Genomic DNA, 15,382 nt, shown 5'->3' on the forward strand with positions numbered 1-15,382 from the left:
TCGTCCTCACCTGTTTGTCGTACTTGATGGCTCTACTCAATAATGAAACGCTCGAACCATGGCTTTACCCTGATAGAACTGGTGATGGCTATCATAGTGCTGGGGGTCCTGGCCGTAACGGCAATGCCCCGCTTCATCACTATCAAGGATGATGCCCTCAAGAGCACGGTTGCCGCCACTGCCAGCAGCGTCGCCAGCGCGGTGCAGCTGGCCCATGCTGGCTGGGCTGTCCAGACGCAGGATCAGGCACTCTACAATCTGGGCAGCATGGGTCAACGCAACCTCGACATCAACCGTTATGGCTGGCCCGCTGGCACGGATGAGGATCAGGGCCGCAAGGGGATCAATGAGCCTTACGTCCCAGGTCAGGAAGACTACATCTCGGTCAGCAACCAGGCAGACTGCCGCCTGCTGTTTCAGGGGCTGCTGGACAGCAGCTATACCGTCGCCTCGGTCGATCAGGATCCCGAGATCCAGCTCAGGGCCGACTACCTTTCCAGCGAGCAACCCGGCAACCATATAGATGAAGACGGCGAGCCTCACAGCAACTGCCGCTATACCCTGCGCGACTCCATCGCCCGCTTCCCGGCTTACCCGGATGGGTTGAGCTTCGACTACAACAGCATTAACGGGGCCGTGACACGCCATTTTGATTGAATGACGAGGCGTCGGGCTCAGGCTCTTGCTGGTCATCTTCGTCATAACGCACCGGCGTGCAGCAACGCCGGTTCTCTGGGGTGAGTCCCCACTCCTGACACCACGCATCGTAGCGAGCCAACCAGCGTAGCAAGATACCTTTCATGTTCCTTTTCCTCTTTCCATCACGCCATCCGATACTCTGCCCCATTCCCTCTCGCCAACCCAGCGAGATCGGGCCAACGGCATTATGGCGCTCCGGACGGCAACAGCAGCCCCATGCTGATCTCGTCGACATAGCCCTCGTCCAGCCGATACGCCTGCCGCCGTAACCCCTCATCCATGAAACCGCACTTGCGGTAGAGTGAATGGGCCACTTCGTTATGCGCCATCACGCCCAGCTCCAGCCGGCTGACACCCAGCTCGCTGGCAGCCGTGATGAGTGTGCGCAGTAACCGCTCACCCCAACCCAGACCGCGCGCACCAGGACGCAACCCCATCACCACCAGTGCACAGTGGCGATTGCGATGCATATTCCCTCCCAGCAGGAGTGCAAAGCCCTGGACCTCACCGGCCAGACTCAGCAGCCACATCCGCTGATTGCGGCTGGCCTGCATGGCAGCCAGACGCTGGCGCTGCCCCTCGATGTCGGATGGTCTCTCCCCCGCTTCATACAGCATGAAGCGGGTCTCCCGATCCAGTTGCTGAAAGAAGTGATCCAGCGCTGCTGCATCCTCCACGCTGGCCAGACGAATCGTCATGCTTACCCTCCCTGTTTGGCTGCCGCGCCGGATCACGGGCATAAAAAAAAGACTCCATTTGGAGTCGTTTTTTTATCAGAGCCATCTGGCCAATGCAATGGATGGCTGCCTGTAACATCAGACCAGTGACTGCGTCCACGCAGCTGGATAGATCCACTGGCCGCGCCCAGTCCAGCCTTCTGTCAGCCCTTGGCTGGCAGGCTCAGACGGGCAACAGCCTCCACATGCATGGAGTGCGGGAACATGTCCACCGGCTGCACTTCGTCCAGCACGAAGCCCTGCTTGACCAACCAGGCGAGATCGCGGGCCAGGGTCTGCGGGTTGCAGGAAACATAGACCAGACGGCGCGGTGCCATGGCAACCAGCGTCTGCAGCACCGCCTTGTCACAACCCTTGCGGGGCGGATCCAGCACCACCACATCGGCGGTCACGCCCTGAGCGTGCAGCTCGGGCATCAGCTGCTCGGCCTTGCCCACGTGGAATTCGGTATGCTCGATGCCGTTGAGGGCGGCGTTGCGACGGGCATCGCTAATGGCGCTCTCCACCGACTCTATTCCCACTACCTTGGCGGCCTTGCCTGCCAGGAACAGGGAGATGGTGCCGATACCACAATAGATGTCGAATACCGTCTCGTTGCCGGTCAGCTCGGCATACTCGAGGGCGCTGGAGTAGAGCACATCGGTCTGGGTCGGGTTGTTCTGGAAGAAAGAGAGCGGCGAGATCTCGAACTCGAGTTCATGGATCTTGTCGCGGATCACCCCTTCTCCCAGCAGCACCCGGTTGCTCGCGCCCAGAATGCGGTTAGTGCGCTCATCGTTGATATTCTGCACCAAGGTAGTGACTGGCAGATCGCTCAGGGCCGCCAGCAGCTCGGCTTCGAACGGCAGCGCTTCACCCAGGGTCACTAGCACCACCATCAGCTCGCCACTCTTGAAGCCCTTGCGGGTCATCAGGTTGCGCACGCAGCCGGTGTGGTTCACTTCGTCATAGGCGGCAATGTCGTGCTCGCGCATCCAGTTGCGCACCCGGGCATTGAGCACCACGTGCAGCGGGTCCTGCACGGCGCAATCGTCCGCCGTGATGAGATCGTGGGAGTGCTTGCGATAGAAGCCAATCTCGGCACCGACCTCGCAGCCACGCACCGCATATTGCGCCTTGTTGCGATAGGCGAACGGACTCTCCATGCCGAGGATCGGGTTAACCTTGCTGTCACCCAGGCCGACCTGTTCCAGTGCGCTCTGCACCAGTGCCTGCTTGAGCTTGAGCTGGGCCGGGTAGGCCAGCGGGCGCACCTGACAGCCGCCGCACTCTGTGTTGGGGCAAAAATCGGCGACCCGATCGGCGGACGGCTGGAGCAGCTCGGTCACCTTGCCATGCAGATAGTTTGGCTTGACCTCGGTCAGCTCCACCAACGCCTGCTCACCGGGCAGCAGACCTTCGACAAACAGGGGGCGATCGAACAGGCGTCCCTTGCCATCCCCTTTGTCGGTCAGTTCCTGGATCTCGATCTGGTGTTGATGTCCCACTAACGGCATGAGCGGCTCCAAAGGCGTAGAAATAATGATGGGGAAAATGGGGCAAGCCCATTAAGGGTGGCAGAGTTTAGCGGAGATCCTGTCAAATTGCAGGCATAAAAGGTGGGGCAAGGCGCACTCCACTTTTGCAGACATCAAAAAGCCGCCGGCATAACCGGCGGCGATCCTGTCAGCAAGTAACCCGACGCTGTTACAGGCTATAGGCTTTTTCACCGTGGGTGGTGACATCCAGCCCCTCCCGCTCTGCATCTTCCTTCACTCGCAGGCCGATGAGCAGATCCACCAGCTTGTAAGCCACGACCGAGACGGCGCCGGACCAGAGGATGGTGATCCCGACCCCGATGGCCTGGATCTTGACCTGGGCCAGGATGGAGTAGCCTTCCGCGACCTGGTTGGTGACATAGTCCCACACTCCGGTGCCGCCCAGATCCGGACTGGCAAAGACGCCGGTCAGCAGGGCACCGAGAATGCCGCACACCCCATGCACGCCAAACACATCCAGGCTATCATCGGCTCCCAGCAGGCGCTTGAGTCCATGAACCCCCCACAAACCGGCCACGCCGCTGATGAGGCCCATCATCAGGCCACCGCCAACCCCGACGAAACCGGCCGCCGGCGTGATCACCACCAGACCGGAGACGGCGCCGGAGGCTGCACCCAGCAGGGAGGGACGACCCTTCATCATCCACTCGGCCAAGGTCCAGGAGAGCGCAGCCGCCGCCGGTGCCACCCAAGTGTTAATAAAGGCCAGTGCCGCAATACCGTTGGCTTCCAGCGCGGATCCGGCGTTGAAACCAAACCAGCCGAACCAGAGCAGGGAGGCCCCTATCATGGTCATGGTGAGGCTGTGCGGTGTCATGGGATCACGTCCGTAACCCAGACGCTTACCCACCAGATAGGCCCCCACCAGACCGGCCACGGCAGCGTTGATGTGCACCACTGTGCCGCCCGCAAAATCCAGTGCACCATGCCGGAACAGATACCCGGCCGTCGCTGTCGCGGTTGCCGCTGCCTCGGCCGTGGTATAGGCATCCGGACCCGCCCAATACCACACCATGTGGGCCAGCGGTATGTAGGCGAAGGTGAACCAGATCACCGAGAACAGCAGCACGGCGGCAAACTTGATACGTTCGGCGAAGGCGCCCACTATCAGACCGCAGGTGATGGCCGCAAAAGCCCCCTGGAACACCACGTAGATGAACTCGCTGATACCGACCCCCTTGCTGAAGGTCGCTGCAATGGAGTCTGGCGTAACCCCCTTGAGCAGCACCTTGCTAAAGGATCCGTAGACACTGTTGCCCTCGGTAAAAGCCAGCGAATAACCGTAGAGGATCCACAGCACGCTGATGAGCGAGAACAAGGTGAACACCTGCATCAACACGCTCAGCATGTTCTTGCTGCGCACCAGGCCGCCATAGAATAGGGCCAATCCCGGAATGGACATCAGGATCACCAGTGCCGCCGACAGCAGCATCCAGCTATTATCCCCCTTGTTGATGGTCACTCCGGCAGCGACTGGCACCGCAGCCAGCACGATGTCGGCCGACGCGGCCACCACCTCTTCAGCCCAACTGGGGGCGGCCAGCAAGGCGGCAAGCGCCAACAAACCAGTCATCACGAGTCTTTTGAGCATACAGCCATCTCCTTCCCTGTCGTCCCGGCACCTGTCCGGGCTCATTTCCTGATATGAACATCGAATCCGAGAATCCCCACAAACTCACACTCAACACACACACTTGCCACAGCCCTGGTCATGCTTCCTTCATCGGGCAGCGTCATGGCGACATGATTGCTTTAAAGCATAAAACAGGCCAACTCACTAAATTGATTTAAATCAATGCCTTAATGTCCAGCAGGCGGGCCAGCGCACCAAGTTGGAGCATAAGGCTCGCTAACCTGAGCAAGCGCGCACTTCTGCTGTGCAGCGCAACCAGCACGCACCGAAATAGAGCAGATCATAGGCCGGGATGACCGCTGAGCGGCGACTGACACACAGCCAAATGCGGCAAAAACAAGCCATCAAGCCTACACGCGATGAGGATTACCCAAGCAAAAGGGGTACAGAAAAACAAAAGGCCACCCGCAGGGCGGCCTTAAGCCATTGAAATATAAATAGTGCCAGGGTCTCTATCGAAACGAGAAATGACAAAACTGATTGCAAAGGGAAACGTTAGATGTGGATTTTACTTACTACCCGCACCAGTGACGCTGGCTTCAGTACCTTCGTATCAGAGTGGGTATCTCCAACCCCAAGGGGCCGCTACTCCCGGGGCGTTCTTACAGGGGAACCGAAGGTATTGAGTTTGTTTATCGCGCTCACATACGCCATCGCGGCTCCAATCTGACCATTATATTTTGCAGGCTGGTAAAGCAACTCATTAGCCCAAGGCTGAGCATGAGACATTACAACCCGCATGTGGGGAGGTGCCCCATGAACAAGATGACATGCCTGGGTATGCTCGTTTGGTAACAGGTCGGTTCAGTGAGGAAAACGGCCTGTGTGCTGGCCGCTTTACCCTCGGAATTGTTCAGCAAGGCTTTGTGGCGGTTGTGTATCACATAGCCCTTTGTTTTGTGAGGCGTGGCATAGTATCACCCGCCGTGAAGTATTTTACTGTGCTGCGCGGCAGTGGGGCGCGGCCACGGATGTTGTCGGCAATCTTCTCGGCCATCATGATGGTCGGGGCATTGAGATTGCCGGTGACGATCAACGGCATGATCGAGGCATCGACCACACGCAGCCCTTCGATGCCATGCACCCGTCCCTGACCATCGACCACGGCCATGTCGTCTTCGCCCATTTTGCAGGAGCACGAGGGGTGGTAAGCCGTTTCCGCATGCTCACGGATAAAGGCATCCAGTTCGGCATCGCTCTGCACGTCCTTGCCGGGGCTGATTTCGCGCCCGCGATACGGGTCCAGCGCCGCTTGCGCCATGATTTCGCGGGTGATGCGGATGCCATCGCGGAACTCACGCCAATCCTGCTCGGTGGCCATGTAATTGAACAGAATGCTCGGGTGCTGGCGCGGGTCTTTGGATTTGATCTGGATGCGCCCGCGACTGGGGGAGCGCATGGAGCCCATGTGCGCCTGGAAGCCATGTTCTTTCACCGCATTACTGCCGTTGTAGTTAATCGCCACCGGCAGGAAGTGGTACTGAATGTTCGGCCATTCGAACTCGGCGCTGGAACGGATAAACCCGCCAGCCTCGAACTGGTTGCTGGCACCTATGCCCGTGCCCTGAAACAGCCACTGCGCGCCGATGGCGGGCTGGTTCCACCATTGCAGCGCCGGGAACAGCGACACAGGTTCTTTGCAGGCGTATTGCAGATACAACTCGAGGTGATCCTGCAGGTTCTGGCCAACGCCCGGCAAATCGTGGACCACGGGGATCTGCAGTTCATTCAGCAGAGCTGCCGGGCCGACGCCGGAACGTTGAAGGATTTGAGGGGAAGCAATTGCGCCGCTGCACAGCAACACTTCGCGACGGGCGTTAGCGATGTGCGGGGTGTTGCTGTCACCCACCAGGTAGGTCGCACCAATGGCACGCTTAGCGCTAAATAGGATGCGATCGGTCAAGGCGTGGGTGACGATAGTCAGGTTGGGACGGGCACGGGCCTGGTCCAGATAGCCGCGTGCGGTGCTGGAGCGCCGGCCTTTGGGCGTGACGGTACGATCCATCGGGCCAAAGCCTTCTTGCTGATAGCCGTTGAGGTCGTCGGTACGCGGATAACCGGCTTGCACGCCGGCTTCGACCATGGCGTGGAACAGCGGGTTGTTGCCATGCTTCGGCGTGGTCACGCTCACCGGGCCTTCGCCGCCGTGGTAATCATTTGCTCCGATGTCACGGGTTTCAGCTTTGCGAAAATACGGCAGGCAATCCAGGTAGCTCCACTCTTCCAGGCCTTTTTCCTTGGCCCAGCCGTCGTAGTCCATGGCGTTGCCACGGATGTAGCACATGCCGTTGATCAGCGATGAGCCGCCCAAACCTTTGCCACGCCCGCATTCCATGCGCCGGTTGTTCATGTGCGGTTCGGGGTCGGTCAGGTACGCCCAGTTATACCGCCGACCTTGCAGGGGGTAGGCCAGGGCGGCGGGCATTTGCGTGCGAAAGTCCAGGCGATGGTCTGGACCGCCCGCTTCGATCAGCAGCACGCTGACGTCCGCGTCTTCGGTCAGGCGGGTGGCCAATACGTTACCAGCTGAGCCAGCACCGATGATGATGTAATCGAATTCTTGGGGCATAGAAGCTCCTGTAGCCGGATGCACTCCGGAGAAAATGCGATGACGGTTCCCGGATGGCATCCGGGCTACGGGGCGGAGATCACTGTGTAGGGCGAATGACGCTGTTTCCCGCCTATGACAGGGCTTTAGAACACCGAGGTGTAGGCGCCCATTTCCAGCTGCACCGATTTGATCCGCGTGTAGTGCGCCAGCGTGGTCAAACCGTTTTCGCGACCAACGCCGGATTGCTTGTAACCGCCCACCGGCATTTCCGCTGGCGATTCTCCCCAGGTGTTGATCCAGCAAATACCGGCTTCCAGCTTGTGGATTACCCGGTGCGCGCGGTTCAGATCGCGGGTGACCACGCCAGCGGCCAGGCCGTATTCGGTGGCGTTGGCGCGGCGGATGACTTCTTCTTCCGTGTCGTAAACCAGAATGCTCATCACCGGGCCGAAGATCTCTTCACGCACTATGGTCATGTCGTCCTTGCAGTCGGTGAATACCGTGGGGGCCACGTAGGCACCGTTGGCGTATTCGCCCTCGGTCACGCGCTGACCACCGATCAGCAGGCGGGCACCTTCGCGGCGGCCTTTTTCGATGTAGCCGAGCACGCTGTCCATGTGCGCGAAGCTGACCAGCGGGCCGAAGTTGGTGGCGTCATCTTGCGGGTTGCCCAGGCGAATACGTTTGACCCGCTCCAACACCTTGGCTTCGAAGCTCGCCTGCAGCCTGCGCGGCACAAACACACGGGTACCGTTAGTACAGACCTGCCCGGAGCTATAAAAATTAGCCATCACTGCGATATCAGCGGCTCGGTCGAGATCGGCGTCTTCGAAGATGATCAGTGGCGATTTGCCTCCCAGCTCCATTGTCACATCCTTGAGTGATGAACTGGAGGCGCTTGCCATGACCTTTTTGCCGGTCACAGTGCCGCCGGTGAAGGATATCTTTGCGATACCCGGATGCTCGGTCAGCCACTGACCGACTTCACGACCGCTGCCGGTGAGCACGTTAAATACGCCATCCGGCAGGCCGGCGGCGGTGTAGATTTCTGCCAGTTTCAGCGCGCTGAGCGAGGTCACTTCGCTGGGTTTGAAGATCATCGCATTGCCGGCGGCCAAGGCCGGAGCGGATTTCCACAGAGCAATCTGGATCGGGTAGTTCCACGCGCCTATACCTGCGACCACGCCCAGCGGCTCACGGCGGGTGTAGACGAAGCTGGTATCGCGCAACGGGATCTGTTCACCTTCGATGGCGGGGATCAAACCGGCGTAGTACTCCAATACGTCCGCACCGGTGACGATATCGACATAGCGCGTTTCCGAGAGCGGCTTGCCGGTGTCGAGGGTTTCCAGCTCGGCGAGTTCATCGTTGCGCTCGCGCAGAATGTCCACGGCCTTGCGCAGAATGCGTGAGCGTTGCATGGCCGTCATCGCCGCCCAGACCTTTTGCCCTTCGGTAGCGCTCGCTACGGCGCGCTCTACGTCCACCTGGTTGGCGCACTGCACTTTGGCCAGCACCTCCCCAGTGGCCGGATTGATGCTGTCAAAGGTCTCACCACTGCTGGCCGCCACATAACGACCTCCGATATAGAGCTGTTGTTCATTAAATCGGGGCATCTTCGAGTCCTTTTTTGTTGGTTTATGTGGTATCCGGCTACTGAAAATTGTTCGCACTGGTAGTAGTCCGGTCAGAGACTAGCTTATTTTTATTGAACATCCAAGTAACAATAAATTGACATTTATGCATCAAGTAATAAGCTCAGCGCCGTGACTCTCACTGCCATACATCGCCGTAGCCGTTAAGCTGGCTGCAAGAACCTGATCGCGAGTCTGCTGTGGTCTATGTCATTGATTCGCATCGTTTGAGACCCTTCGGTGCGTTCGTTTCCATTGCCTTGGAGCTCACCTCCACCATGACGACTGCCTCTCTCATCACAACAACACCTGAAAAAGTGCGCTTGAATCCGACCGTGTTTTACGGATCGACGGCGCTGATCCTGCTGTTGACCTTGGCGTTAATCGCCTTCCCCGATGCGGCCGGAGTTTGGCTGGGCAAAGCCCAAGTGTGGCTGTCACGCAGTTTTGGCTGGTATTACATGCTGGCGATTGGGGCTTATCTGTTATTTGTGCTGTACGTGGCCTGTTCGCGCTACGGCAACCTGCGCCTGGGGACTGACCACGAACGTCCAGAGTTCAGTTACGGGGCCTGGGCAGGAATGCTGTTCTCCTCGGGGATCGGTATTTCGTTGCTGTATTTCGCAGCATCAGAACCGATTGACCACCTCTACAACCCGCCCGAAGGCGAGCCAGGCACGACCTCGGCGGCGCGTCAGGCGCTGCAACTGACCTTTCTGCATTGGGGTTTACATGGCTGGGCGATCTACGCACTGGTCGGTCTTGCCGTGGGCTACTTTGCCTATCGCCACCAGCAACCGCTGGCCTTGCGCTCGGCGTTGTACCCGCTGTTCGGCGAGCGCCTGACCCGTGGCTGGGTCGGTAATGCCGTGGACTGCTTCGGCATTTTTGTCACCTTGCTGGGGCTGGTGACCAACCTTGGTATTGGCTCGCTGCAAGTGGCGTCTGGTTTTGAATACCTTTTTGGTATGTCCAACAGCCAGGGGGCGCTGCTTACGGTGATTCTGGTGATGAGTGCGGTAGCCACCCTGGCCGCCGTTTCCGGGGTGGAGAAGGGCATTCGCCGCTTGTCCAACCTCAACATCATTCTGTTTAGCAGTTTGCTGGTGTTCGTGTTGCTGGCCGGCGACACCTTGCATTTGCTCAACAGCCTGGTGCAAAACCTCGGTGACTACCTCAACGGTTTGGTACTGAAAACCTTTGACCTCTATGTGTACACCGGCCAGTCCGGCAAGAGTGAAGCGTGGATGGGCTTGTGGACCCTGTTCTACTGGGCGTGGTGGATTTCCTGGGCACCGTTTGTCGGCATGTTTATCGCGCGAATTTCCCGTGGTCGTACCGTGCGGGAATTGGTCTGCGGCGTATTACTGATCCCGCTGGGCTTCACCCTGGCCTGGCTGTCGATCTTCGGCAACAGCGCGCTGGAGCTGGTGATGAACCATAACGCCACCGATCTAGGCAAAGCTGCGCTGGAGCAGCCCGCCATGTCCATCTACCTGCTGCTGGAGCATTACCCCTGGTCCAAGGTGGTGATTGGCATGTCGATTTGCGTCGGCTTTGTGCTGTTCCTCACACCGGCGGACTCCGGCTCGGTGATGCTGGCCAACCTCTCACGCCAGGGGAGTGAACTGGACGAAGATGCCCCGTACTGGCTGCGGATCTTCTGGAGCATGGTCATCACTCTGGTGACCATTGGGTTGCTGTTCGCCGGTAATTTCACCGCCATGCAAACCGTGGTGGTACTGGCGGGATTGCCCTTCTCGGTGGTGCTGCTGCTGTACATGTTCGCCCTGCTCAAGGCGATGAAGTCGGATTTGGCCGCCAGTGAGCAGCCAACGGCGCTGCCAGCCCTGCCGACATAAGGCTGAACCTGTCTCGGGTGACGCAGTGTGCGTCACCCTGACTCTTAGCCGGCTTTTTCCAGCTGCATGTCCAGGTAGTCATAGGCGATCTGCATCGCCTGGCGGGTGTCGAAGCTTTCACCAGACAAGGCCCCGCGCAGCCACAACCCGTCAATCAGTGCGGCAAGTCCACGTGCTGCGGCGCGTGCCTGTGCCTGCGGCAACACCCGGCTGAACTGCCCGCAGAGATTGGAATAGAGGCGGTGATCATTAACCCGTTGCAAGCGGCGCAGGGTGGGTTGATGCATGCTGGTGGCCCAGAACGCCAGCCAAGTCTTCATCGCCGGTCCGTTGACTTGGCTGTCATCGAAGTTGCCTTCAATCATGGCCCGCAAATGCGCGCGCGGTTGATCTGGCGGTAGACTAGCGCGGCGTTCGCGCACGGCATTGCTTAGCGCCTGCATCAGGTGGCGCATGGTGGCGTCGAGTAACCCGTTCTTGTCGCGAAAGTAATGGCTGATGATGCCATTAGAGACTCCAGCGATCCGTGCGATGAAGGCAATGCTGGCATCGTTCATGCCGACTTGATCGACCGCTTCAAGGGTGGCAGCAATCAATTGTGATCGACGGATGGGTTGCATTCCGACCTTAGGCATCTGTTTCTCCGTCTATTGGGGGCCCAGTAATGCGCGCAGTCTAGGCCGGTTAAAATAATGTGGTCAATGTGCGCGTTAAAAACGCGCACCAAGGTAAGTAACCACCGAACAGGTTGTGCTGGATGAGGTCACGCTTATCTGTGAGCTCGATGAGCTCTGGGTCTATGTTGGCAACAACAATAATCGACATTTTTGTATGCCTTTGATACTAAAAGAAAATAAGCTATTTCCTACACCTTAGGTCCGCGCAACGATGAAACATGCCGTCGATTGCTGAACCTGCTTGCCCCCTGCCTGGCGTTATCACCAGTAATGAGTGGAGAGGCTATGCCAGGGAAGTCCCGCGCGAGATAGACCTGACCGGGGAAATATTCACACAACGTATCGAGCGTAACAACCTGACGCTCAGAGTGCGCATAAAGCACCATCAGGTGCTGCATCATACGTGACGCCTGAGCACGCTCACAGCCTCCCGGCGCCCACCGCTGCGTCACTGAATCCGCGCTCTTCTGCTCCCGCCTGCGCGCCTCATCAATAAAATTTTTTGCAAAAGTGGATTACCGCAACTCCATAGGCCCAGACCGCGCCAGATAAAGGATCCGCAGCTTGACGAGGATCTGAAAGGATCGAAAGAAATTGCAGGGTTTTACAGTTTGAAAGGGGGCTGACTAGCGGCGTCGAAAACGTAAGTCGTTGAATGTATTGGGATGGTCGTACTTTCCGTGGGAATTTGAACTATCGGGAAGGATCCGGTTTGCTGCGAGGGAACAGCTAGAAGGCGTTTTGTTTCAGCCAGTTAGGTGTGATGAGGGCCGATTTGATAACTGAAATTTTGAAAGGGTGCAGCGGCCTGGGTGCGCTGGCTGGCCTGCCCCACGGAAAATAGGTTGTCTGTGAAATGTGTCCGGTCACACAGTGGGCCAACAACCAGCATTTAAGTAGAGACCAAATCGATCACCGAAATCTCTGTCGCCACTCTGCCGCCACTTGGTCGCAGAAAAACGTAAGGCCACCCGCTTGGGGGGGCCTTAAGTCATTGAATTCTAAATGGTGCCCGGGGTCGGACTCGAACCGACACGATTATTCATCGGCGGATTTTGAATCCAGAAACTGCGGTTTCACAAGGATAGTACGACTCGTAATACCTTGAATCAATAGGGTTTGAGTTATCTCCAGTTTGCTGTGAGTGAGGCGGGTTTGCACACTTTGCACATTTTTACCCACCGACTAAATGCATTCCTTGTCTGATATAACAGCCGAAATCAGATGGCATAGGTGAGGGCTGACCGTGTGTCCGCTAGTTTTTTGTACTTGTCATGAGAACAGACAAAATCATGAAAAATAAAAGCACCACCATAACGGCGGTGCTTTTTATCTCTACTCACTTGGCTGTTTAAAATCGTTGTAAGACCTTTACTGGACCGAGACAGTGAGCTCAGGATGACCAAATGCAACCAACTGCCCGTTGGACTTGCTGAAATACTGGCCCCAGAAGGTTTCAAGATGTTGGATCATCTTGCCACTGCGGTAGCCGTTCTTGGCATCGGTAGGCACAAAGGCCGCCCCATGCACATAGACCCGCGCACCATTGAAGTCAGCGACCAGATTGGCCTTCTCAACCTTGCTCATCTCGATATCAGGCTGAATGTCACGGATCCCTCGAGACTGATAGAAGCTGCCAAAGTCGCTGTGCTCAAGCATGTCAGACATCAGTAAAACAACATTATCCTTCACTCCCTCCGCAGCCCGGATATCGTCGCCTACCGCCTTGAGGCTAAACAGGATCTCGCTGCGCGGGATATCGGTGGAGGATTTGCCCATGGTCTGCGCGAACCGCTGGCCAAACTGCTGCAACATCTGCTTCGGCTGGGCAGCGAGGCATTGGTCGAGCTTCTTGGCGCTCATCATAGGCACATCACCCACTGTCGATTGGTCGAGTCCTTTCTCCAGCAGTCCTGCATATTTGAGCTGCATGTAGTGGCCTTCCAGATAGGCGGAGAAGGAGTACAGCCGCAACTGATCGCCTGGCTGCAGGAATCGCTTGATATGCTCCCAGGCGGTGCGCTGCAGATCCGGCGTGAGCGGAGTGGTCTGATCCACCACCACCGACAACATGCGACCCGAGGGCTCGGGCTTGAACTCGGTGATCCGGGCCTGTTGATAGCAACTGGTCAGGTCGTTGCGGTCTGCTGCCATAACGGCAGCAGGCAGCAACATTGCCAAAGTTAGGAGTTGTTTCAGAGTTATCACGCTTCCACCTTGTCCAATTGCTGCAGACGACGAGCCCGTTTAAGATCTTCCACTAACGCCCCCTTCTTGTTGGCGACGTATTCCATATCGTCCTCATCGAACTGGGTGAGATCACCCCATGCATGCGGATTAAAACTAGCTACCCTCACCTCCTCGCTGTGAGGCTGTTGAAGGTCAACGTCATGGGCTATCTGTGCCATTTCAACCACTGGAACTACCGTTGCCACTGATGAGACAGATGCGACAGCAACCGTGGCGGGCTGATAGGGCTGTGGGACCGCTTGGGGCTGTGGCGCGTTGGGTCTCGCGCCAAAGACGGTCACCAATTCGTTGAACTGAGCCTTTTGAGCCATCAGTGCAGGATTATTGATCGCGGCGAACCGAGGCCCTGCAACATCAGTGATCGCCAAGATCTTCTCGTTATCCTCAGCATTTATCGCGCCCCTCAAATCATCGATGGTCTTAGTGACGTAATCGACGAGCAGTTTGGTACTGTCCTGGCCGATCGCACGGTTTTTCTGGTTATGCACAATGATCGTCTGCTCTTCCACATAGCGCAGGAAGGTGCGACTGTCTTTGTTATGACTCAGGTCGTCCTTCGTCTTACCGTTCACCCTGAACACCTTGTCCTGCAACGACTGCAACTTCACCAAAGAAGATTGGGCATCTTGAGCAATGCTGGCAGCTTTGGCCTTGTGGCGACGGGCAAACTCGTCAGCACTGTTGTACTTGTGGGTCAACTCCCAGGCACGGCGCGAGTAGGTGCCAGCGAAGCCATGACGGAATGCAAGGAAGGTCGAAGTAAATTGAATAAAGACGAACAACCCAGATAGCACAGCAAAGGTCACCAGCGAAGCCCGATGGATGGCATCAATCTGGTCTTGTGCGGACTTCTGACTGGAACTGGCGGACAACTCTGCCATATCTGATGGCAAAGGAATCTCGTCCTCACCAGACGCAACCGGGAAATCATCAGCATTCTGGATGACTGCGGTCGGATTCTCGACCAGCATTGCTTCCTGCTGGTTCAGGGTTTCGGTTCTAACCCAGAACGCGGCGACGGCCAACCCTATGATAAAGATCCCGTACCCGGCAATGATCGAGAATCGACGCTGCGGCTGACCGTATTTATCGATTGGCACATTGATCCGGTTCAGCAATTGCTGGAAGGGTTTAGCGCCATTGTCGTCATAAGTATTATCGATGGTGGCGTTGAGGGTCTTGGTCATGTCTGCACCATCACGGATCGACTCGTAGGAGAGGATCTTGTTCACTACCCCGTTACGGTAAAGCTGACGGCCTGCAAGCTCGGACAGAGCCAGGGCGATGATTGAGATGACTAACCCTAGGAAAAAAGCGCCAACAATGGCTGTATTGGGGGTCGCCATGGTGAGGGCAAACGGCGCCAACGCATAACCAAAAGCGGATGCTTCAATCACCATCAAGACGATCATCAGCAGCCAGATCCCTAAACCTTTCTCAGACCGATCCGCCTCATCCGCTTTCCCCAGATAATCCATGTTGCGCTTGAAATTCTCTTCTGACGGCTGATGCTCTGAGTAATAGGTTTGATACTCACCGCACACCCCTTTCTCACCAGCATTGAAGCCGACTGCATTGGGGTTATCCTCGGACGCCTTCTCGTTTTCGCCCGGATTCTTGACCCAGGCAGCAATTCGGCCAAACCACGGCATGCGGAGTCGCATCTCCATGTGCCAGTATTTTACTTCGTACCAGTAGACGATGGCAGTCACTACCGCGACCATCAGACCGATCACCAACATGATGATTTGCCAGATCCCAGACAGGGTATGAACAATGTCTTGTATCATTTTTGGAGTCC

9 protein-coding genes and 2 pseudogenes are annotated in these 15,382 nt (G+C 57.2%); 3 read left to right on the forward strand and 8 right to left on the reverse strand.

Annotated elements, in window-relative coordinates:
- The first annotated feature begins 39 nt into the window (after positions 1–39).
- Complete coding sequence (tppF, locus tag WJM78_RS17700; protein WP_339015914.1) at positions 40–657, forward strand: type IVa pilus pseudopilin TppF; 618 nt, start codon at positions 40–42, stop codon at positions 655–657.
- Positions 658–884: 227 nt separating this feature from the next.
- On the opposite strand, the gene WJM78_RS17705 is transcribed toward tppF, so the two are convergent.
- The 5 genes from WJM78_RS17705 to betB form a co-directional block, all read right to left on the reverse strand.
- The gene (locus WJM78_RS17705) at positions 885–1,439 is read right to left on the reverse strand and encodes a GNAT family N-acetyltransferase (RefSeq protein ID WP_108536932.1); all 555 of its coding nucleotides are present in this window, start codon (positions 1,437–1,439) and stop codon (positions 885–887) included.
- Positions 1,440–1,579: 140 nt separating this feature from the next.
- Positions 1,580–2,932 (reverse strand): 23S rRNA (uracil(1939)-C(5))-methyltransferase RlmD, encoded by a 1,353-nt coding sequence (gene rlmD, locus WJM78_RS17710; RefSeq protein WP_339010836.1) that lies wholly within the window; start codon positions 2,930–2,932, stop codon positions 1,580–1,582.
- A 190-nt stretch (positions 2,933–3,122) separates the two neighbouring features.
- Entirely contained in the window at positions 3,123–4,565 is a 1,443-nt protein-coding gene (amt, locus tag WJM78_RS17715) for an ammonium transporter (protein ID WP_339010837.1), read from the reverse strand.
- Between the two features lie 922 nt (positions 4,566–5,487).
- On the reverse strand, positions 5,488–7,176 hold the full coding sequence (betA, locus tag WJM78_RS17720; protein WP_339010838.1) for a choline dehydrogenase: 1,689 nt from the start codon (positions 7,174–7,176) through the stop codon (positions 5,488–5,490).
- Positions 7,177–7,301: 125 nt separating this feature from the next.
- Positions 7,302–8,774: a betaine-aldehyde dehydrogenase gene (gene betB / locus WJM78_RS17725; RefSeq protein WP_275930530.1), complete on the reverse strand. Its 1,473-nt coding sequence runs from the start codon at positions 8,772–8,774 to the stop codon at positions 7,302–7,304.
- 296 nt (positions 8,775–9,070) lie between these two features.
- Between betB and WJM78_RS17730 the strand changes: the two are divergent.
- A pseudogene (locus WJM78_RS17730) lies at positions 9,071–10,642 on the forward strand (BCCT family transporter); the annotation flags it as partial.
- A gap of 56 nt (positions 10,643–10,698) precedes the next feature.
- On the opposite strand, the gene betI reads toward WJM78_RS17730, so the two are convergent.
- Complete coding sequence (betI, locus tag WJM78_RS17735) at positions 10,699–11,289, reverse strand: transcriptional regulator BetI (RefSeq protein WP_108536936.1); 591 nt, start codon at positions 11,287–11,289, stop codon at positions 10,699–10,701.
- A gap of 56 nt (positions 11,290–11,345) precedes the next feature.
- Here betI and WJM78_RS17740 point away from each other — a divergent pair.
- A pseudogene (locus WJM78_RS17740) lies at positions 11,346–11,711 on the forward strand (IS1 family transposase); the annotation flags it as partial.
- Positions 11,712–12,702: 991 nt separating this feature from the next.
- Here the strand turns inward: WJM78_RS17740 and WJM78_RS17745 are convergent.
- Entirely contained in the window at positions 12,703–13,485 is a 783-nt protein-coding gene (locus WJM78_RS17745; protein ID WP_287146754.1) for a hypothetical protein, read from the reverse strand.
- A 50-nt stretch (positions 13,486–13,535) separates the two neighbouring features.
- Positions 13,536–15,371 carry a hypothetical protein gene (locus WJM78_RS17750; RefSeq protein WP_339010839.1) on the reverse strand — a complete coding sequence of 612 codons (1,836 nt, stop codon included), beginning with the start codon at positions 15,369–15,371 and terminating at the stop codon, positions 13,536–13,538.
- Between the last annotated feature and the right edge of the window lie 11 nt (positions 15,372–15,382).

It is taken from the genome of Aeromonas popoffii (assembly GCF_037818705.1).
Classification (GTDB): domain Bacteria; phylum Pseudomonadota; class Gammaproteobacteria; order Enterobacterales; family Aeromonadaceae; genus Aeromonas; species Aeromonas popoffii.